The sequence below is a fragment of the Nocardia sp. NPDC050718 genome (genome assembly GCF_040654235.1).
GTDB lineage: Bacteria > Actinomycetota > Actinomycetes > Mycobacteriales > Mycobacteriaceae > Nocardia.
Map to the genome: position 1 here is coordinate 721,111 of NZ_JBFAHQ010000002.1, position 17,738 is coordinate 738,848.

General features: G+C 71.1%; 16 protein-coding genes. 11 read left to right on the forward strand and 5 right to left on the reverse strand.

Annotation, left to right across the window (positions count from 1 at the left end):
* Positions 1–46: 46 nt before the first annotated feature.
* The 6 genes from inhA (at position 47) to AB0H54_RS12860 (ending at position 5,264) form a co-directional block, all read left to right on the forward strand.
* Positions 47–883, forward strand: coding sequence for an NADH-dependent enoyl-ACP reductase InhA (gene inhA, locus AB0H54_RS12835; RefSeq protein WP_218716513.1), 837 nt, complete (start codon positions 47–49; stop codon positions 881–883).
* Positions 883–1,932 carry a ferrochelatase gene (locus AB0H54_RS12840; RefSeq protein WP_357345220.1) on the forward strand — a complete coding sequence of 350 codons (1,050 nt, stop codon included), beginning with the start codon at positions 883–885 and terminating at the stop codon, positions 1,930–1,932. The genes inhA and AB0H54_RS12840 overlap by 1 nt, the downstream gene beginning before the upstream one ends.
* A gap of 86 nt (positions 1,933–2,018) precedes the next feature.
* Positions 2,019–2,420 carry a hypothetical protein gene (locus AB0H54_RS12845; protein ID WP_357345222.1) on the forward strand — a complete coding sequence of 134 codons (402 nt, stop codon included), beginning with the start codon at positions 2,019–2,021 and terminating at the stop codon, positions 2,418–2,420.
* Positions 2,421–2,635: 215 nt separating this feature from the next.
* Positions 2,636–3,613 carry a hypothetical protein gene (locus AB0H54_RS12850; RefSeq protein WP_357345223.1) on the forward strand — a complete coding sequence of 326 codons (978 nt, stop codon included), beginning with the start codon at positions 2,636–2,638 and terminating at the stop codon, positions 3,611–3,613.
* Positions 3,614–3,636: 23 nt separating this feature from the next.
* On the forward strand, positions 3,637–4,731 hold the full coding sequence (locus AB0H54_RS12855) for a hypothetical protein (RefSeq protein WP_357345225.1): 1,095 nt from the start codon (positions 3,637–3,639) through the stop codon (positions 4,729–4,731).
* A gap of 125 nt (positions 4,732–4,856) precedes the next feature.
* The gene (locus tag AB0H54_RS12860) at positions 4,857–5,264 is read left to right on the forward strand and encodes a hypothetical protein (RefSeq protein WP_357345227.1); all 408 of its coding nucleotides are present in this window, start codon (positions 4,857–4,859) and stop codon (positions 5,262–5,264) included.
* 7 nt (positions 5,265–5,271) lie between these two features.
* On the opposite strand, the gene AB0H54_RS12865 is transcribed toward AB0H54_RS12860, so the two are convergent.
* Together AB0H54_RS12865 and AB0H54_RS12870 are read right to left on the reverse strand one after the other, a co-directional pair.
* Positions 5,272–6,087 (reverse strand): hypothetical protein, encoded by an 816-nt coding sequence (locus AB0H54_RS12865; protein WP_355275947.1) that lies wholly within the window; start codon positions 6,085–6,087, stop codon positions 5,272–5,274.
* Positions 6,088–6,158: 71 nt separating this feature from the next.
* Positions 6,159–6,971 carry a DUF3097 domain-containing protein gene (locus AB0H54_RS12870; RefSeq protein ID WP_357345736.1) on the reverse strand — a complete coding sequence of 271 codons (813 nt, stop codon included), beginning with the start codon at positions 6,969–6,971 and terminating at the stop codon, positions 6,159–6,161.
* A 142-nt stretch (positions 6,972–7,113) separates the two neighbouring features.
* Here AB0H54_RS12870 and AB0H54_RS12875 point away from each other — a divergent pair, with 142 nt between their 5' ends.
* The 4 genes from AB0H54_RS12875 (at position 7,114) to AB0H54_RS12890 (ending at position 12,151) form a co-directional block, all read left to right on the forward strand.
* Entirely contained in the window at positions 7,114–7,545 is a 432-nt protein-coding gene (locus AB0H54_RS12875) for an NfeD family protein (RefSeq protein WP_355275945.1), read from the forward strand.
* A gap of 2 nt (positions 7,546–7,547) precedes the next feature.
* Positions 7,548–8,789 carry an SPFH domain-containing protein gene (locus AB0H54_RS12880; RefSeq protein ID WP_357345229.1) on the forward strand — a complete coding sequence of 414 codons (1,242 nt, stop codon included), beginning with the start codon at positions 7,548–7,550 and terminating at the stop codon, positions 8,787–8,789.
* A gap of 73 nt (positions 8,790–8,862) precedes the next feature.
* Positions 8,863–11,142 carry a LuxR C-terminal-related transcriptional regulator gene (locus tag AB0H54_RS12885; RefSeq protein WP_357345231.1) on the forward strand — a complete coding sequence of 760 codons (2,280 nt, stop codon included), beginning with the start codon at positions 8,863–8,865 and terminating at the stop codon, positions 11,140–11,142.
* Positions 11,143–11,338: 196 nt separating this feature from the next.
* Positions 11,339–12,151 carry an IclR family transcriptional regulator gene (locus AB0H54_RS12890; protein ID WP_357345233.1) on the forward strand — a complete coding sequence of 271 codons (813 nt, stop codon included), beginning with the start codon at positions 11,339–11,341 and terminating at the stop codon, positions 12,149–12,151.
* A gap of 4 nt (positions 12,152–12,155) precedes the next feature.
* On the opposite strand, the gene AB0H54_RS12895 is transcribed toward AB0H54_RS12890, so the two are convergent.
* The 3 genes from AB0H54_RS12895 to AB0H54_RS12905 form a co-directional block, all read right to left on the reverse strand.
* Positions 12,156–13,367 carry a molybdopterin-binding protein gene (locus AB0H54_RS12895; protein ID WP_357345235.1) on the reverse strand — a complete coding sequence of 404 codons (1,212 nt, stop codon included), beginning with the start codon at positions 13,365–13,367 and terminating at the stop codon, positions 12,156–12,158.
* A gap of 231 nt (positions 13,368–13,598) precedes the next feature.
* Positions 13,599–14,213: a DUF305 domain-containing protein gene (locus AB0H54_RS12900; protein ID WP_357345738.1), complete on the reverse strand. Its 615-nt coding sequence runs from the start codon at positions 14,211–14,213 to the stop codon at positions 13,599–13,601.
* Positions 14,214–14,215: 2 nt separating this feature from the next.
* Complete coding sequence (locus AB0H54_RS12905) at positions 14,216–15,790, reverse strand: hypothetical protein (RefSeq protein ID WP_357345237.1); 1,575 nt, start codon at positions 15,788–15,790, stop codon at positions 14,216–14,218.
* Positions 15,791–16,014: 224 nt separating this feature from the next.
* Between AB0H54_RS12905 and AB0H54_RS12910 the strand changes: the two genes are divergently transcribed.
* Positions 16,015–17,736, forward strand: a complete 1,722-nt coding sequence (locus tag AB0H54_RS12910; protein ID WP_357345239.1) for a BCCT family transporter — start codon at positions 16,015–16,017, stop codon at positions 17,734–17,736.
* Positions 17,737–17,738: the final 2 nt, after the last annotated feature.

Consider the following 17,738-nt stretch of genomic DNA (forward strand, 5'->3'; position numbering starts at 1 on the left):
GGTGGCGCACGAAACGACCACCAGATTTCAGGAGAACCGAAAACTCATGGGCGGACTGCTCGAAGGCAAGACCATCCTGGTCACCGGCATCATCACCGATTCGTCGATCGCGTTCAGCGCGGCGGCGGTCGCGCAGGAGCAGGGCGCGAAGGTGATCATCACCGGCATCCCGGAACGGCTGCGGCTGATCGACCGCATCGCCAAGCGCCTGCCGCAGGAGGTGCCGCCCGCCATCCCGCTGGACGTCACCAACGAGGAGAACCTGGGCGCCCTGGCCGACGCGCTGCGCGAGCTGGCCCCCGAGGGCATCGACGGTGTCCTGCACTCGATCGCCTTCGCGCCCAAGACCCTGATGGGTCCGGACGCGGTGCCGTTCCTGGAGGGCCCCGGCCCCGACGTGGCGAAGTCCTTCGAGATCTCCGCCTGGAGCTACGCCTCGCTGGCCCGCGCCGTGCTGCCGGTGATGAACGAGGGCGGCTCCATCGTCGGTATGGACTTCGACCCGCGCGTGGCGATGCCGTACTACAACTGGATGGGCGTCTCCAAGGCCGCGCTGGAGTCGGTGAACCGGTACGTGGCCCGGGAAGTGGGCTACGCCAAGAAGATCCGCTCCAACCTGATCGCCGCCGGTCCGGTGAAGACCCTCGCGGCGAAGGCCATCGCCGGTACCGCCACCGACGACGCCAAGCAGCTGCGTCAGCTGGACGAGTACTGGGACGGCGCGTCGCCGATCGGCTGGGACGGCGCCGACGCGCGCGCGGTCGGCAAGTCGATCGTCGCGCTGCTCTCGGACTGGCTGCCCGCCACCACCGGCTCGATCATCTACGTCGACGGCGGCGCCAGCCACAACATGTGGTTCCCCGAGGGCTTCACCGCCAACTGATGACCGACGGCCTCCTGCTGCTGTCCTTCGGTGGCCCCGAGGGCCCCGAGGACGTGATCCCGTTTCTGGAGAACGTCACTCGGGGCCGCGGGGTACCGCGCGCGCGGCTCGACGAAGTCGCCCAGCACTACCTGCATTTCGGTGGTGTCTCGCCGATCAACGCGCTCAACCGCGACATCATCGTCGCGGTGGAAACCGATCTCGCCGACGCCGGGATCGAGCTGCCGGTGTATTTCGGCAACCGCAACTGGCACCCGCAGGTGGAGGACACCGTCGCCCGGATGACCGCCGACGGCGTGCGCTCGGCCCTGGTCTTCCCGACCTCGGCGTGGGGTGGCTACTCGGGCTGCCGCCAGTACGACGAGGACATCGCCCGTGCCCGCGCCGCGGTCGGCGACGGTGCGCCGGAACTGGTGAAGCTGCGCCAGTACTTCGACCATCCGCTGCTGATCGCCGCGTTCGCCGACGCGATCACCGCCGCCCTCGCCCGGATTCCGGCCGATCGCCGCGACGGTGCGCGCCTGGTGTTCACCGCGCACTCCATCCCGGTCTCGGCCGACATCGCCGCGGGCCCACCCGCCGACGGTGGCCGCCTCTACAGCAGGCAGGTCGCCGAGGCGGCCCGATTGTGTGCCGCCGCCACCGGTTTCGCCGACTTCGATGTGGTGTGGCAGTCGCGCTCCGGCCCGCCGCAGGTGCCGTGGCTGGAACCCGACATCGTCGATCACCTGGAGGTGCTGCACGGCAAGGGGATCGACGCCGTCGTGGTCTGCCCGGTCGGCTTCGTCTCCGATCACCTCGAGGTGATCTGGGATCTCGACAACGAGGCCGCGCAGAAGGCGGCCGAGCTCGGCATGGCCTTCGCCCGCGCCGCGACGCCGGGGACCGACCCGCGGTTCTCGCGCATGGTCGTCGAACTGGTCCAGGAGCGGATCGCCGGGGGCCCGGTGCGTGAACTCGGCGAGGTGCCAGGCTACGGCTGCACCGTGGACGGCGCCCTCTGCGCGCCCGGCTGCTGCGCACCGGCGGCGCGCCCGGCCAGGCCCTGAACACAACCGGATAAACATTCGCCGGGTCGACCGGGTCCGGGGAGTAGGCTTTGCGGAGTTGTGCTCGACTGATCGGAGGACTTCCGATGCGTTCGACTCTGCTCCGCCGCGGCCGACCAGCCGTCGCCCTGCTCCTCCTGGCCGTGACCGCGTCCGGCCTCAGCGGCTGCGGGAACGACTCCAGTTACGAGGACGCTGGTCCGGTTCCCACCGAACCCACCATCTCCCAGGACTCGGTGGACGAACTCTGTGGCATCCTCGACGGCCAGAAGGGCACGTGGAAGGCGCTGGGCCCCCAGGTCGCCCGCGTGGCGTTCACCGGCGCGATGAAACTGTGGACGGTGCAGGACACCGTCGCGAACGCCGCGATCTCCTGGAATCGCCACATCGTCGACACCGTCACCACCGAGACCTGCCCCGTCGTCCGTGACGACACGCTGGTCGTCCTCGACGTTCCCGATCTGAAGGCCGCCCTCGGCGGTTTCTGAACCGCGACCGCAGCCCTGCGCCACGCCGCGTCGCACGTACACCGCTCCCGCGTGGTCGAGTAGTCGGGTACGCGCGCGCCCCTGTACCGCTCCGGCGCATTCTCGTCCCACCTGCACGACAGGAGAGGACGATGCGATGCGATCCCGTTCGACCTGATCCGGCGCCCTGCGGCCACCGGACCGGCACCTGTCGGACCGCTGCGCGCACCCACCGGATGCTCGCACTCGCCGCGGTGGCGGCTGTGGCGGTCCTGTCGGCTGGTTGCGTGCGGCCCGCCGACGATTCGCTCGCACCGGCGCCCGCGGACCCCGGTGTCTCGGCGACCGCCGATCAGCACTCGGCCACGGAGCCGGGAGACCGGTCAGGATCCGACGGTGGTTCTGCCGGGACGGCGCCGGGTGGCAGCCCCGATTCCGGTGCGGCACCAGGGAACAGACCCGACAGCGGCGCGGCACCGGGTGGACCGATCGGCGAGGCCGGTGGCGGCGGGAGCGCGCCGGGCGGCCCGGTCGGCCCCGGTGCGCGACCGCCCGCGGGCGGCGGCCCGGCGCCCGCCAAGAAGCCCGGGAGCGGGAACCAGGCCAAGGGCTCCCCGGTCAAGATCCCGTCCTTCACCGAGATCGGCAGCCCGTTCACCCCGGAGCTGAAGGGTCGCATCGAAGCCGCGTCGGCGGCAGCCTGCCAGGACGCCGGAAACGACGCGAACTGCCTCACCCTCTCCTTCGCCCTGACCACGCCGGACGAGCGCGTCTGCACCTTCAGCGGCCTCTCGCCCTCCGGCGGAACCGCCGAGCCCGGCACCACACTCACGGTGAACCTGTCCGGCACCGAGCCGTGCCCCACCACCGATGACAACGGCGGCACCGGGACCGGCGGCGGTGGCACAGATGGTGGAGGCACAGCAGGTGGCGGTGGCGCGGGTGGAACGGGTGGCGAGGGCACATCCGGCGGCGGACCGTCCGGCGGTGGCGCAGGAGACGGAACGGGTGGCGAAGGCACACCCGGCGGCGGCGGAACGACCGGCGGTGGCGCGGGCGGCGAGACCGGTGGCGACGGAACGTCCGGCAGCGGCGGAACCACGGGCGGAAGCAGCGGGGGCGGCGACGGTTCGACCGGTGGCAGTGCAGGAGGTACGACCGGCGGCGCGGACACCAGCGGCACCGATGCCCCGCCGGGAACATCCGGCGGTTGACCGGTGAGACGAAGGACGACGACATGAGCACAAACACCGGCTCCACCGGTTCCGGCGCCACCCACCCACACAACGGCACGCCGCGACCCACCCCGGCCGCGGCGGTACCGTCCGCCGCAACGGCAGCGACCACGTCGGGATCGGACGTACCGTCCGTCGCGACGGTAGCGACCGCGCCGGGATCGGACGCGTCGACCGCCGCCCCGGCGCCGGGCGCGTCCTCCGCCACTCCTTCCGGCGAGACCGGTCTGTCCCGCCTCGGGCCCATGATCCGGAACTTCGCCGCGCCGACCACGCTGGTGACCGCGCTGCTGTTCTTCTTCGGGTGGTCGCATGCCTACTGGTTCTTCGACTACTTCGGGGTGAACTCGACGACGATCGGGCTGACGACGCAGGACTATCTGATGCGCAGTCAGGATTCGCTGTTCATTCCGCTCGCGGCCGGGGCGTGCCTGTTCCTGGTGTATCTGCTGGGCCGCAGGGTGTTCCAGGAGTTCGTGGTGCCGCGGATGAGCGCGGCGCAGCGTCGGCTGCTGGTGCTCGCGACCCTGGTCGTCGGGAGTGTGCTGGTCGTCGCCGGACTGGTCAGCATCGTCGTCTCGTCGCCGTTGCGGTCGATCGTCGGCGCGCCGGGGCTGTGCCTGGTCGGCGGTGTCGTGCTGGTCGTCGCCGCGGTGCGGGTGCGGCGCAATGATCAGGGTGGTGACGAACCTGCCGCCGATGTGCTCACGGCGGGGGAGTGGGGCGCGGTGTTCGTCCTGGTGGGGGTCGGCTTGTTCTGGGCGGTGGCCGACTATTCGGCGGCGGTCGGTACCGGCCGGGCGATCGAGCAGGTCGAGCAGTTCCCGCACCAGCCGAGTGTCTCGGTGTACGCGGACAAACGTCTCGGCCTGGCGGCGCCCGGCGTCACCGAACTCACGTGCCCGGCGTCCGACGCCGCCTATCCCTTCCGCTACGACGGTCTCAAACTCGTTCTGCAGTCGGGGAACCAGTACCTGCTGCTGCCGGAGTCGTGGAATCGGGACGGTGGGGTGGCCTTCCTGCTGCCGCGATCGGATGCCAACCGGATCGATTTCTTCCCGCCCGGAGCCGTCCCGCCCGCCCACGATTGCCGCTGAGCACGGGGTGCGCGGATTCCGAACCGGCGCTTGCCACTTCGGCCTGCCGCTGCGCTAGCATCTGCGCGCAGACCTTCGAGGGAAGGTGGTGTTCGAGACGGGGAGGCCCGATGATTCATGCCGCAATGCCGGCAACCGCACTAACGCTCCAGTCCGCGCCGGTCGCGGTGCTGGCCCGCCGCGGCGGCGGGGGAACCAGCGTCGGCATCGGCCTGCCCGATTGGTTGTGGATCACGATCCTGATCATCGTCGTGGTGATCGTCGCGATCGTGGTGATCCGCAAGCTCAGCAGCGGCTCGAATACCGGTGCGCCGCAGCAACTGCCGCCTCAGCAGTACCAGCAGCCGTACCCGCCCCAGCCGTATCCGCAGCAGCAGTACCAGCAGCCGCACGGATACCCGCAGCCGTATCCACCGCAGTACCCGCAGGCGCAGTACCCGCAGCCGTATCCGGCCCAGCAGCCGATGCCGTATCCGCAGCAGTACGCGCCCTACCAGGGCCAGCCGCAGTACCAGCAGCCCTACCGGCGCTGACCGGCGGCTAGCGCGGGGGACCGGCGGCGGCGTGCACCGCCACCAGCCGGGCCTCCCTGATCGTGTTCCACAGCGGCCGCAGCAGCGACTCGTGCGCGCCGATCGCGCTGGCCGAGGTCGGCGCGGAGGCTGGTTCGTGCTGGGCGACGGTGAGGATCGCCGCCACATGGTCGGCGGTGTCGAGAATGCGCTTGGCGCGCAACGGGATCGAGTCGGGGTAGGCGTGCCGGGAATACGCCGCCAGCTGCGCTTCGATCTGTTCGCGCGGGTCGGCGTCGCCGGTGCCGACAGCGGTGGTGTGTAGCTGCATCAGCGCGTCGGCGGCGTCGCGGACGGCCTCGCGCATCGTGTATTCGGCTTCCCCCAGCGACATGTCGGGCCCGCTGACGTGCGGGACGTCGACGCTGTACACAGTCCACTGGAGCGTCTCGTCGTCGTCCCACTGCGGGATCAGGCCGGTGCCCTGCTCGCCGGGCACCCCGAGCAGCAGGCCCTCCTCGGCGTCGATCGCGTCGGCGGCGAAGGCGGTGCCGACCGGCAGGCCGCGCACGTCACCGGGGGCGGGCAGCACCAGGCGCAGCTGCGCGCCCTCGGGCGCCATCGCTTCGCGGATCACCTTGAGCAGCGGCATGACTCCGGTGCCGGCGGCCTCGCCACGCGAGGTCCACGGCAGATCCGTGCGCCCGCCGGTGACCGGGTCGCCCGCGGCCAGCGTGTGCCGCGCCGCCCAGGCGTGCAGTGCCTCCAGGAGGTCGTCGGGCGCGCTGGTACCGGCCAGCCAGGAGCCGGCCCACAGCGTCAGCGTGGCACTGGGAGAGCACATAATCATCGAGCATAAAGGTTTGCCCGGAATCGTGTGCGGGCACTGAGGGCCTGTCTGACCTGCGGGTGGACTTACTCGGGCTCGGTGACGAAGTCGATGAGCCGTTCGACGGCGCCGATCAGCGGCGCCTCCAGATCGCGGAACGAGCCGACCGCGTCGTAGACGCGGCGCCAGCCCTCCTGCGGTGTTCCCCAGCCAAGGCGCGCGCAGATCCCGGTCTTCCAGTCCTCGCCGCGCGGCACCGTCGGCCAGGCCTCGATCCCGACCGCGGCGGGCCGCACCGCCTGCCACACATCGATGAACGGGTGCCCGGTCACCAGCACATGCGGGCCGAGGCCGGTGGTCAGCTGGGTCTCCTTGGACCCGGTCACGAGGTGGTCGACCAGCACGCCCACCCGCGCGCCGGGGCCGGGCGCGAACTCGGTCAGCTTCGCGCCGAGATTGTCGAGGCCCTCCAGATGCTCGACGACGACGCCCTCCACCCGCAGGTCGTGGCCCCACACGCGCTCGACGAGGGCCGCGTCGTGCACGCCCTCCACCCAGATCCGGCTGGTCCGAGCCACCCGGGCGCGCAGTCCCTCGACCCGCGTCGACCCGGAGGCCGACCGGGTCGGCTGCTGGGGCGCGGTCGCGGTGGGCCGCACCAGGGTGACCGGTTTGCCGTCGATCAGGAACGCCGCCTCGCGCAGCGCGAACAGCCGGACCGCGCCACGCCCGTCCTCGAGTTTCACGAAGTCGCCGTCGTAGCTGCGGTCGAAACCGACTACCGCGCCGCAGAATCCGCTCGCCGCGTCCTCCACGACCAGATCGCGGTCGGCGCTCACCTTCGGCACCGGGGTCTTCCTGGTTCGCTGGTGCCCGGAATAGATATCGCCGCCGTACATGTCACGCCCACTCACCCGGCCGAGCTTAGAGGCGCGGGCCCCGTGACGGCGGCAGCGGCGCGCGAAAGCGGTTGAACGCCATGATCGCGCCCAGGGTCGGCGAGCCCGCCCGGAAAGCCGTGATCGCGGCTAGTCTGGGATGGTGGCCGCAATAGTCTGGCTGATCGCGGGCATCGTCCTCGCGGCGGCGGAAATGCTCACCGGGGATCTCACGCTGCTCATGCTCGGTGTCGCCGCGCTGGGTACCGCCGGCGTCAGCGCCGCGGCCGACCTACCCCTGTGGGGCGACGCGCTGGTGTTCGGCGCGGTCGCGGGCGTGCTGTTCCTCGGGGTGCGCCCGGTGCTGCGGCGCAAGTTCGGTTCCCCGCCCCCGATTCCGACGAATGTCGATGCGCTGCCGGGAAAGTCGGCGCTCGTCCTCGAACAGGTCGCGGCGCATTCGGGTCAGGTGAAGCTCGGCGGTGAGGTCTGGACCGCGCGGCCGCTGGACCCGAGTGAAGTGTACGACGCCGGCGTGACCGTCTACGTGATGAAGATCGACGGCGCGACCGCCGTCGTCTGGAAGGGTCCCTAGTAATGGTTGCCTTGATCGTGGCCGCTGTCCTCGTCCTGCTGGTCGTGGTGGTGGTCTTCAAATCGATCGCTCTCGTTCCGCAGGCCGAGGCGGCGGTGATCGAACGGCTCGGGCGCTATTCGCGCACCGTGTCCGGTCAGCTCACCTTCCTCGTCCCGTTCGCCGACCGCGTCCGCGCCAAGGTGGACCTGCGGGAGCGGGTCGTGTCCTTCCCGCCGCAGCCGGTGATCACCCAGGACAACCTCACCCTGCAGATCGACTCGGTGGTGTATTTCCAGGTCACCAGCCCGCAGGCGGCCGTCTACGAGATCAGCAACTACATCGCCGCGGTCGAGCAGCTCACCGTCACCACGCTGCGTAACGTGGTCGGCGGCATGACGCTGGAGGAGACGCTGACCTCCCGCGACCAGATCAACAACCAGCTGCGCGGCGTCCTCGACGAGGCGACCGGCCGCTGGGGCCTGCGCGTGGCCCGGGTCGAGCTCAAGTCCATCGATCCGCCGCCGTCGATCCAGGAATCGATGGAGAAGCAGATGAAGGCCGACCGCGAGAAGCGGGCGATGATCCTCACCGCGGAGGGCACCCGCGAATCGCAGATCAAGACGGCCGAGGGCGCCAAGCAGGCCCAGATCCTGGCCGCCGAGGGCGGCAAGCAGTCGGCGATCCTGTCGGCCGAGGGTGAGCGGCAGAGCCGCATCCTGCGCGCGCAGGGTGAACGGGCCGCCTCGTACCTGCAGGCGCAGGGTCAGGCCAAGGCCATCGAGAAGGTGTTCGCGGCCATCAAGAACGGCAAGCCGACGCCGGAGCTGCTGGCCTACCAGTACATGCAGACGCTGCCGATGGTGGCGCGCGGCGACGCCAACAAGGTGTGGCTGGTGCCCAGCGATTTCGGCAAGGCGCTCGAGGGCTTCGCCCAGAACTTCGCCACCAAGGGCGAGGACGGGGTGTTCCGCTACGAGCCGTCCACCGAGGAACACCCGCCGGTCAAGATCGAGGACGACTCCGATGTCGCCGACTGGTTCGAGACGGCCTCGGACCCGAAGATCGAGCAGGCCGTGCGCGCCGCGGAGGCCACGGCCCGCACCCCCGTCGAGGGTTTCGAGCCGCCGCGGCCGAAAACCGTTGCGCCGGTAGAACCCCCGTCGCTGCCGACCCCGCCGCCGAACGTACCCCAGCAGCAGCCGCCCGCACCGCGCCCGGACGATCCGTACGGTCGCCCCTGGCAGCCGCCGCAACACAGCTGAGGCCGGGGACCGCCTGCCCGCGAGTGTGCCGAAAGCCGCCACCGGGCTCGGCGCGCGTGCGAAAGTAGCGGGCGTGGGCAGGCGTGTGTCCGGGAACCTCCCGGCGGAAGTGACCAGCTTCGTCGGCCGCGATGACGATGTCGCGGCGGCCAAGCAGTTGCTCGCCGGTACCCGATTACTCACGCTGACCGGGGTGGGTGGGGTCGGCAAGACCCGGCTGAGCAGGCGGGTCGGCGAGACCGTGCAGCGCGCTTTCCCCGACGGGGTGTGGCTGGTCGAACTGGCCCACGTCAGCGATCAGAACCTGGTCGCCTCGACCGTGGCACGGGAGCTCGGCCTGCGCGACGACACCAGCGCGCCGCTGGCCGTCCTCACCGATTTCCTGGCCGACCGGGACCTGCTGCTGATCCTCGACAACTGCGAGCACGTGATCGGCGCGTGCGCGGCGCTCGCGGACCGGATCATTCCCGCGACGACCGGACTGCGCATCCTCGCCACCAGCCGTGAGCCGCTCGGTGTGCCGGGCGAACAGGTCCTGCCGGTCGCGCCGCTGTCGGTGCCCGATCCCGCCTCCGGCGACCTCGACAGTCCCGCGGCCCGGCTGCTCGTCGACCGCGCGACCGCGGCGGACCCGGCTTTCCGGCGGACCCCGGCCAACGCGGCGACCCTCGCCGCCATCTGCCTGCGGCTCGACGGCATCCCGCTCGCGCTGGAACTGGCGGCGCTGCGGATGCGGATGTTCACCCCCGAGCAGGTCCTCACCCGGCTCGACGACGCGATGGGCCTGCTCACCACCGGATTGCGGACCGCCCCGCACCGCCAGCAGACCCTGGCCTCGGCGATCCGCTGGAGCTATGACCTGTGCACGCCCGACGAGCAACTGCTGTGGGAGCAGCTGTCGGTCTTCGCCGGCGGCTTCGACCTCGACGCCGCCGAAGCGGTCTGCCTGCTCGACGCGCCGCACGCGCTGCTGGCCGCGCTGACCGGGCTGGTGGAGAAGTCGGTGCTGGCCTACGGTCCCGGGGTCGACGGGGCGGGGCGGTATTCGATGCTCGAGCCGTTGCGGCAGTTCGCCGGCGACCGGTTGCGGGCCCGGGGTGCCGAATACGCGGTCCGGGTCGGTCACCGCGAGTACTACTACCGGCTCGCGTGCCGCGGGCGCACCGACTACTGGAGCGGCACCGATGTCGACTGGTTCCGCGACCTCAGCCGGGAGCACGCGAATCTCCGTGCGGCACTGCAATTCTCACTCGGCGATCCGGCCGGTGCCCGGCGCGCGCTGGAGATCGCGACCGAGCTGTGGCCGTTCTGGGAGCACTGTCATTTCCTCCTGGAGGGGTATCGCTGGCTGTCCGAGGCGCTGGCCAAGGACACCGAGCGCACGGTCGATCGGGCCAGGGCGCTGACCGTGAGCTCGGTGATGGCGGCGATGCTGTCCGACACCGAGACGGCGGCGGAGTTCGCCAGGGCCGGGACCGAGATCGCGGCCGAATCCGGGTCGGCCGACGTGCGGGCCGAGGCCGCGATGGCGGGGGCGGTCCTGGCCTTCGGCGCGGGCGAGCTGCGCGACGCGCTCGACATCTCGGTGGCGGCGTCGGTGAGCGCGCACGAGTGCGCGCACCCCCGGGTGGAGATGGAGAGCCTGGCGTTCGCCGCCGTCTGCGCGCTGGCCCTGGACGACCCGCTCGCCGGTGCCATGGCCGAGCGGCTGCTGGCGCTGACCACCGAACACGGCTCGCACCTGCTCGGCGGTCTCGCGTACTGGGCGGTCGGCACCCAGCAGTGGCGCGACGGTGACCAGCGCGGCGCCGTCACGTCGCTGCGCCGGTCGATCGAGTTGTTCCGGCTCTTCGATCGGTGCGCGTGGCTCGCCACCAGTGTGGACGGCCTGGCCTGGGCGGCCGCCGCCGACGGCGACCCGGTGCGCGCCGCCCGCCTGATGGGGGCGGCATCGACTGTCCGCCAGGGCAGTTCGCAACGGCTGGCGCACGCGATGACCCAGCTCATCGGGCAGCGGGTGCGCGATCAGGTCCTCGCCGCGCTGGGGGAACAGGAGTTCGCCGCGTGCTTCGACGCGGGTGCCGCGCTGAGCCTCGACGACGCTGTGGACTACGCGATGGACACCGCGCCGCCCCCGGTCCCGGCGGCCGCGCCCGGCGGGCTGGACGTGCTGACCCGGCGGGAACGCGATGTCGCGCGCCTGATCGCGAAGGGCTACGGCAATCGCCGGATCGCGCAGGAGCTGGTGATCTCGATCCGTACCGCCGAGAGCCACGTCGACCACATCCTCACCAAACTCGGCTTCACCTCGCGCACCCAGGTCGCCGCCTGGGTCAGCCGGAACACCCTCTGACGGTGGCATCTCCGCGGTGACCGGGGACGGACCATCCCGCTGGGCGGCCCCGGCGGACCACTGAGTGGGACCGGATCCCGGCGGGCGCGGAAACATCCGTAGTCGACGGGGGATCTCCGTAGTTTCCGCGATTCCCGCGCGTCGCCGGGACGGCACTGTGATGGGGGACACCATCGCTAGGTAAATGAGGTGACCCATGACGGTCGACGTGCTCGTCCAGCCCCGGTCCGCGCAGCAGAGCGGTCCGCCGCCGTCCTCCATGATCGATCGGATGACCTTGATCCTGGACGCGTTCGACGGGCCGGATCCGGTCCGCACGCTGCTCGACGTGGCCGACCGCACCGGGCTGCCGCGCTCGAGCGTGCACCGCATCATCGATCAGATGGTCCGGCTGCGCTGGCTGGCGCACGCGCCGGGCGGGTACCGGCTCGGGACGCGGGCGCTCGAGGTCGGCGGGCTCGCCGTCGAGCACAACGAGATCAGGGACGCGGTGAGCCCGCTGCTGCACGAGGTGTGTCAGCGGACCGGGATGGTCGGCCACCTCGGCGTGCTCGACGGGCCCGAAGTGCTCTACCTGGACAAGGCGACGGGCCGGTCCTGCGACAGCATCCCCACCCGGCTCGGCGGCCGGATGCCCGCGCACTGCACCGCCGTCGGGAAGGCGCTGCTCGCGACGCTGGAACCGAGCGTCGTGGAACTGGCCTTCCGGGAGCGGCTGCCGCAGCGGACACCGCGCACGATCGGCAGCCGTGCCGAGCTGCATCGGGAACTCGATCGCGTCCGGACCCATCAGGGCGTCGCCGTCGATCGCGAGGAGTCGGTCGTCGGGGTGGCGTGCGTGGCCGTGCCGATCCGGGGCCGGGTGCCCGGCGCGGTCGCCGCGCTGTCCCTGTCGGGCCGGCTCGGTGGGGCGCGCGCGCCCGGGACGAGCCGGTTGGCGCGCATTCTCGTCGAGGTCGCCGACGAGGCCGCACGGGCGGTCTTTCCCCGGTACGGCCGCTGGCACTAGGGGATCAGTAGGGGAGCGGCAGCAGTTCGACCAGCGTGCCCCGGCCGGTGCCGGGCGGGAGGACGGCGAGCGCCTGGCAGCCGATGAGCCCGGCCAGGTGGGGGGTGTGCGCGGGACCGGTACTGCGCCACACGCCCCCGGTCTGCTGCTGGATGGGGACCAGCCGGGTCGAGGCGCCCTCGAGCACGCCCGCGTCCGAGAGCCTGCCCCACATGGTGGGTCCGGGGGTGCGCTGGGTGAGGGCGTCGACGACGGCGGGGCCGATGGCGAGCAGGGCCGCGATCGCGGCGAACGGGTTGCCGGGCAGGCCGAGCAGCACCCGGCCGTCGGGGAGCTGGGCCACCAGGGTGGAGCCGCCCGGCCGGATGGCGGCGCGCTCGACCACGATCCGGGCGCCCAGGTCGGCCAGCAGGGCGCGCAGGTGGTCGGCCGCGCCGCGCCCGGTCGCCCCGACCATCACCACCAGGTCGGCGTGGGATTTCAGGGTCAGCCAGGAGCGCAGCAGGTCTTCGCCGTCGGCGAGATGCCACAGCCCGGTGCTCTCGATATCGCAGCAGCGCAGGAACTGGGGCAGCACCGGGCCGAGCGAGTCCCTGGTCTCGTTCGCGCCGAGCGGGCCGACGGCGCGGATCTCGTCGCCGGTCATCACCACGTCGGCGCGCAGCGGACCACGCACCGTGACGGTCTCGGCTTCGGCGCTCAGCGCCGCGGAGGCCAGCGCGGCCGACACGCGGGTGCCCGCGCTGGCCAGCTGGACCCCGCTGTCCCAGTGCTCGCCCTGGCGGCGGGTGTCGTCACGGACGGGGGCGCCGGGCGCGCGCATGACCACCGGCTTGCCGGAGACGGTGGTCGTCACCACGTGTTCGTCGCGCAGGGTGGCGGTGGTGCCGAGTGGGGTGGCGGCGCCGGTGGCGATGCGCACCGCCTCACCGGGCGCGAGCACCACCGAGCAGTTGCGTCCGGCGTACCTGACCTGCTGGTGGAGGCTCCACCACGGCCCAGGGCCCGCGACGGCGTAGCCGTCCATCGCCGCGCTGTCCACCCGGGGGAGCGGGCCGCCGGTCGTCAGCGCGGTGGCCAGGGTGGCGCCGATCGCGTCGGCCACGGGTAGCTCGCGCACGCCGATCGGCAGCAGGCGCGCGGCGATCCGGGCCCGCACCTCGGCCAGCCCACATCCCACGGCCGGAACAACCACGCCCGCTCGCGCGCTCACCACCACGTCCAGCCTCCGCCCACAATTCACCGGCAATCCGACACATCGTCCGCATCAGCCATTGCCTGCGATTTTCTGGGCAGTTGCCCCACGATGACGTTGTGCTCACCCGGTCCGGGCCGCGCTCGTGCGGATTCGGACACATCACCGTCGGACGGACCGCCATCGACCCGGGCGTTCCCCAGCCGGGCCCGAGCGCATCGTAGCGACGCGACGCCGACGGCGCCGGGTGGTTCAGGGGCGGACTCCCCGGGCGTCCAGGAGCATCCCGAGGTAGCCCATCTCCTGGCTCTGGGACTGCGCCATGGCGCGGGCGGCCTGTTTCACCGGACCGGAGGTGAGCAGGGCGTCGGCGGCGCGGGCCATGGTGACGCCGCCCGAGTGGTGGCGATACATCAGTTGCAGGAACAGGGTTTCGGCGTCGGCGCCGCGCGCGGCGGAGAGGGCGTCGAGGTCGGCGGTGGTGGCCATGCCCGGCATCCCCGCCGTCGAATCATGGTGGTGCCCGTTGGAATTCGCCATCCAGGCCACCGGTCGCGCGGAGGTCGGGGCCGCGCCCGCGAGCTGGGTCCAGCCGAGCAGGGTGCCGATCTCCACCCGCTGGACGTCGGCGATCTGGTCGGCCATCTTGCGCACGGACGGATCGGCGGCGGGGTCGAGCCGTTCGACCAGGATCAGCGCCTGCTGATGGTGGGCGGTCATGTCCTGGACAAAACCCAGCTCGACCGTGTCGAGCACCGGTGCGGGCGTGGCGGTCTCGGCGATCAGCAGTGGCCGCAGGGCCGCGCCGAGCACCAGCAGGAACACCGCGGCCGAGCCGAGCGCGGCGACCCGCAGCGCTCGACCCATCCTCACGACCCCACGGTGGACTGCTGATCCGCCGGCGGCGAATACACCGCGTTGTCGAGCTGCAACACCATGAACCCGTTGTCGGAGCAGGCGACATAGAGCTGATCGCCCCGCCACTCCGGCGGCGAGAAGCACCAGTCGGTCGACATGTCGCCGAAGGCGATGTCGCCTGCGCGCGAGGTGAGCACCTGCGCGGGATCGAACAGCCCCTCGGCCATCGCCCGCAGCGCCGCGGGCGCGCTCATCGCCGGTACGCCGACGATCGAGGCCAGCGCGTGCGGCGAGTTCCAGACCTCCAGGTTGCGGCCGGTCCTGGCGGGCGGATTGAAATACGCGATCTCGCGGATCGCGTCCGGGTCGCGCACGTCGAACACCCGGATTCCGGAGGAGATCCACCCGCACGCCAGCGCCGTCGGATCGTCGGGCCGATCAGCCGCGCAGTAGTGCGATTCGTAGGAGAACACCGAACCACCCATGGACGACCCGACATTGGCGTCGATGTTGTGCGGCAGGTTGATCTCCAGCTTGATCTTCGCCCTGATGTTCGGGTCGCCGTCAACGGACACGTCGATGAGTTTCACGCCGCCGGAACCCCCTTCGTCGACGGTGAAGACGTGCGGGACGCCGTCGTAGGTCACCGGCACACTGTGCTGGGTGGCCCACCCGTCGGTCCAGAACGTCCGGCCCAGGTGCGGCACCTGCGGATTCGGGTCGCGCCGCTGCACCGCGCTCACGTCGAGCACGGTGAAACCTCCGAGCGCGGAGATGTAGAGCCGGTTGCCGTCCGGGCTCACGCCGAGGCCGTGCGCCTCGATGCCGGTCAGCCCCTGCCAGACCACCCGCGGCTGCGAGGGATCGGTGAGGTCGATCGCACTGAGGAATCCCGGCGCGATCCCGGAGGCCCAGTACGTCCGCCCGTCGGGGGAGAAGCCGCCCTCGTGCGTCGTGATCGGTAGTGGCATCAGCAGATTCGAGCCGGTGCCCGGATTGAGCAGGCGCGGATGCGCGCAGTCGGAGATGTCGTAGACCGACAGATAGCCCGCGCCGATCGCGACCGGGACGCCGGTACCGACCAGCAACTTGCGAGTGGTGTTGACCTTCAGCGTCTCCCAGGTCCCGGCCAGCATGGCGGGTTCGGTCAGCGTCGCGGTGCGCCGCGGATTCGCCGGATCGGAGACGTCGAGCACCTGCACGCCCTGCTGCTCGCTGAGCATATTGCCGGGGAAGAATGTGCCCATATAGGCGCAGTGCTCGAAACTGGTCGAGGTGATGCCCGCGCCGCGCCCCTGATAGTTGCCGACCATCGACATATTGCAGCGGTACCCCTGCGTGCTGCGCGCACTGTCTCGGTCACCGGCGGGCACGTCGCCCTGCATCCCGGTCTCGGGCAGCGAGCCCGGCCCACAGTCGGCGCGCGGCACCGATGTTCGCCCGACATCGAGGAATTCCTGCACCGCACCGGTGAGATCCGCGAACGGGTCCGCCGCCGAACCCGCGGGCACCCCCATCGCCACCAGCACCGCGACCGCGGCTGACGCCGTGAATCGCAGGACCGACCGTCCCGACCGTGCGCGCATCCTTGCCTCCCGATCATGCCCCGCGACCCGAACTGACTCAGACAGCAGTCCGCTGCTTTGGATGGTAAGTCGGGCGACCCCGCCGCGGGGGCGATTTCGCCGAACGGCCGCTCGACCGGCGAGTCGGGTCCCCCACCCGGGCGGAGGAACGCTGTACGGTTGCCTGCGTTACGACTGCGTGTCTGTCAGGGCCGTCTTCCGCGACCGGAAAGGACTCGGATTCCATGTCGAACGATGTCGTAGGCAGGTCCGGTGACGCGGACGCGGACGGGAGCCCGATAGCCGGTAGATCGCCGGGGAAGTCCCGGATCGATCTGTTCGTCTTCTGCGCCACCGCGATCGGCGCCCTCGCCTTCGTCGCCTGGGGCGTGCTCGACGACGAGAGCCTGGCCTCGGCGGCGGGCACCGCGCAGAAATGGGTCATCACCAATACCGGCTGGTTGTTCGTCCTGGTGGCCACGACCTTCGTCGTCTTCGTGATCTGGCTGGCGGTCAGCCGATACGGCCGGATCCCGCTCGGCGCCGACGACGAGAAGCCCGAATTTCGCACCGTCTCCTGGATCGCGATGATGTTCAGCGCGGGCATGGGCATCGGCCTGATGTTCTGGGGCGTGGCGGAACCGTTGTCGCACTTCGTGACTCCGCCACCGCACACCGCGGAACCCGGTTCTCCGGCGGCCGCCGAGGTCGCCATGGCCACCACGCTGTTCCACTGGACGCTGCACCCGTGGGCGATCTACGCGGTGGCGGGTCTGGCCATCGCCTACGGCACCTTCCGGAAAGGCCGCTCGCAGTTGATCTCCGCGGTGTTCCGGCCGCTGCTCGGCCGCCACGCCGACGGGATCGGCGGGCGCGCCATCGACATGATGGCGATCTTCGCGACCCTGTTCGGGTCGGCGGCCTCGCTCGGTCTCGGCGCCCTGCAGATCGGTGCGGGCATGGAGTTCAACGGCTGGATCGACGGCATCGGCAAGGTCGGCCTGGTCGCCATCATCTCCGGCCTGACCGTCGCGTTCGTGCTGTCGGCGGTCTCGGGGGTGGAACGCGGCATCCAGTGGCTGTCCAACATCAATATGGTGCTGGCGCTGGCGATCGCGGCGTTCGTCTTCGTCGCCGGGCCGACGCTGTTCGTCCTGAACATGGTGCCGACCTCCATCGGCGACTACGTGGAAATGCTGCCGACGATGGCGTCGCGCACCGGCGCCGGTGACGAGGCGATGCAGCAGTGGCTGTCGAGCTGGACGATCTTCTACTGGGCCTGGTGGATCTCGTGGACCCCGTTCGTCGGCATGTTCATCGCGCGGATCAGCCGCGGCCGCACCATCCGCCAGTTCGTCACCGGCGTGCTGCTGGTACCGAGCGCGGTCAGCCTGCTGTGGTTCGCGATCTTCGGCGGCGCGGGCATCGCCGAACAGGCCGAGCACGGCGATCTCACCGAACCCAACGGCACCGTCGATTCGGACTTCGCGCTGTTCCACCTGCTGGACCAGTACCCGCTCACCTCGGTCACCACGGTGGTCGTGATGATCCTGGTCGGCATCTTCTTCGTCTCCGGCGCCGACGCGGCCTCGATCGTGATGGGCACCCTGTCCGAACGCGGCAGCATCGAACCGTCCCGCCCGATCGTCATCTTCTGGGGCGCCGCGACCGGTGCCGTCGCCGCGATCATGCTGGTCATCGCCGATTCCGACGACCTGGGCGGCGCCCTCACCGGCCTGCAGGCCCTGACCACCGTGGTCTCGCTGCCGTTCCTGGTGGTGATGGCCGCGATGTGCGTCTCGCTCTACAAGGACCTGCGCGAAGACCCGCTGATCGTCCGCGCCGACCGCGGCATCGAACTCGTCGAGATCGCCGTGGACAAGGGCACCGAACAGCACGACGGCGACTTCGCCCTGGTCACCGAACCCACCGAGGACGACGAGCAGGGCGGCGTGGCGGCGCGCTGACC

What these genes read in the sequence shown, in the direction of transcription:
- inhA (WP_218716513.1), top strand. Translation starts at nt 47, where the DNA reads ATGGGCGGACTGCTCGAAGGCAAGACCATCCTGGTCACCGGCATCATC.
- AB0H54_RS12840 (WP_357345220.1), top strand. Translation starts at nt 883, where the DNA reads ATGACCGACGGCCTCCTGCTGCTGTCCTTCGGTGGCCCCGAGGGCCCC.
- AB0H54_RS12845 (WP_357345222.1), top strand. Translation starts at nt 2,019, where the DNA reads ATGCGTTCGACTCTGCTCCGCCGCGGCCGACCAGCCGTCGCCCTGCTC.
- AB0H54_RS12850 (WP_357345223.1), top strand. Translation starts at nt 2,636, where the DNA reads ATGCTCGCACTCGCCGCGGTGGCGGCTGTGGCGGTCCTGTCGGCTGGT.
- AB0H54_RS12855 (WP_357345225.1), top strand. Translation starts at nt 3,637, where the DNA reads ATGAGCACAAACACCGGCTCCACCGGTTCCGGCGCCACCCACCCACAC.
- AB0H54_RS12860 (WP_357345227.1), top strand. Translation starts at nt 4,857, where the DNA reads ATGCCGGCAACCGCACTAACGCTCCAGTCCGCGCCGGTCGCGGTGCTG.
- AB0H54_RS12865 (WP_355275947.1), bottom strand. Translation starts at nt 6,087, where the DNA reads ATGTGCTCTCCCAGTGCCACGCTGACGCTGTGGGCCGGCTCCTGGCTG.
- AB0H54_RS12870 (WP_357345736.1), bottom strand. Translation starts at nt 6,971, where the DNA reads ATGTACGGCGGCGATATCTATTCCGGGCACCAGCGAACCAGGAAGACC.
- AB0H54_RS12880 (WP_357345229.1), top strand. Translation starts at nt 7,548, where the DNA reads ATGGTTGCCTTGATCGTGGCCGCTGTCCTCGTCCTGCTGGTCGTGGTG.
- AB0H54_RS12890 (WP_357345233.1), top strand. Translation starts at nt 11,339, where the DNA reads ATGACGGTCGACGTGCTCGTCCAGCCCCGGTCCGCGCAGCAGAGCGGT.
- AB0H54_RS12900 (WP_357345738.1), bottom strand. Translation starts at nt 14,213, where the DNA reads ATGGGTCGAGCGCTGCGGGTCGCCGCGCTCGGCTCGGCCGCGGTGTTC.
- AB0H54_RS12905 (WP_357345237.1), bottom strand. Translation starts at nt 15,790, where the DNA reads ATGCGCGCACGGTCGGGACGGTCGGTCCTGCGATTCACGGCGTCAGCC.
- AB0H54_RS12910 (WP_357345239.1), top strand. Translation starts at nt 16,015, where the DNA reads ATGTCGAACGATGTCGTAGGCAGGTCCGGTGACGCGGACGCGGACGGG.